At 39.3% G+C, this 1,465-nt stretch carries 1 protein-coding gene and 1 pseudogene; both read left to right on the forward strand.

Annotated elements, in window-relative coordinates:
* Positions 1 to 43 precede the first annotated feature (43 nt).
* Positions 44 to 436 (forward strand): annotated as a pseudogene (locus Q7P05_RS00195) (OPT/YSL family transporter); the annotation flags it as partial.
* A gap of 11 nt (positions 437 to 447) precedes the next feature.
* A complete protein-coding gene (locus Q7P05_RS00200) occupies positions 448 to 1,290 on the forward strand; it encodes a hypothetical protein (RefSeq protein WP_303929969.1) in 843 nt (280 codons plus the stop codon).
* Positions 1,291 to 1,465 lie beyond the last annotated feature (175 nt).

Here is a 1,465-nt window from a genome sequence, read left to right on the forward strand (position 1 = left end):
CTACTAATCGTACAATCCTCGTAGGAGGTGCTGGTACGGAAGACCTCCAACATTGGAAGTACCTCTCATCTTAGGTTCTTTCATTAGCTATTTCGTAGGCCGTTACCTAGTAGCTCGTGCTAAAATGCGTGCTGGCGAACTCGCTGAGTACGATGTTGAACAATCTAACCGCCGTGGCGTTCTCTTCGCTTCTGGTTTGATTGTTGGTGAAAGCTTGATTGGTGTAATCATAGCTGTTATTATTGTATTGTCCGTTACAACTGGTGGTGGTGAATCTCCACTTGAATTAGTAGGCCCTGATTTTGAAAGCACAGCACAATGGTTAGGATTGCTTGCATTCATCTTCTCTGGTTTATACCTTGTTCGTCGTGTTGTAACTCACAAATTCAATAAAGAAGAAGCTTTAGCAATGAAAGCTGAGCAAGAACAACAATAAGAGGTTAAACAATGAAATTAAAACAGTCTGTACTCATCATGATGGCTGCTGCATTGCCAGTAGTATCTTTCGCAGCAAGCGAAATTCCTGTAACTAAAGACACTGCAACAGTGCAAACAGTTCAAGCTGATACGAATAAAGTAAATCGCAACGATTTAACATACCGTATCTCTAGTACTGCTACACCGGAGCAAAACCGTGCGTTGCGCTCTGTAGCATCTAAGGTTGATCGCAATGCAGTTGAAGTAGTAGCACCTAATGTGGACCGCTATATGGACCGCAAAGAGGTGGCTGTATCTCCAGTGGAATCCACAACAGATCATCTTGATCTAGTGTTCCCAACAGTTAAATCTGTTAGCCCAATTGTAGAAAAAGCAATCAATAATACTATCAAAAAATACGTTGCTAAAGTACAAAACGACGTAGAAAAATTGAATGCCAAAGAAGCTGATAAAACAAATGTAGTTATGTACTACGATGTTAAAACAGACAAAAATGGTATTTTCAGTGTATTGATTCATACGTACACAATGCGTGATCGTGATGCTAATGGCGTCAACTATGTAAAAGGCTTCACATTCAACACTACAACAGGTCGTCAATTATCCTTGTATGACCTTGGTGGTCTTAATAAAAAGGAATTAGTGAATGCTATTGAGAATAATCAAGATGTGAAAAATCAATTAGGCGGCGAAGTAAATATCGATAAAATGCCTACTGAATTCTACACAACTGATGATTATTCCGTTGTAATGGTTTTACAACAAGACGTGGATACAATCCACAGTGCGGGTACCGTATATGTACCAGTTGGTAACTTACGTGACCGCCAAAATGATGTAACAAAAAAATAATCGAACTGTGTGAATTCGATTATGTGTGTATAGTAACAGCTGTTTAATTGTGAGAAGAACCGCTCCTTCGGGGGCGGTTCTTCTTTTGTATTATAGCAATTAAAATATAAAGGGAGATTAGGGCTATAGGACAAAAAGTGTTGCTGTTAATGCCGATGGAACTAGCTAAATACTA

The organism is Veillonella dispar, from assembly GCF_937975875.1.
GTDB classification, from domain to species: Bacteria; Bacillota; Negativicutes; order Veillonellales; family Veillonellaceae; genus Veillonella; species Veillonella dispar_B.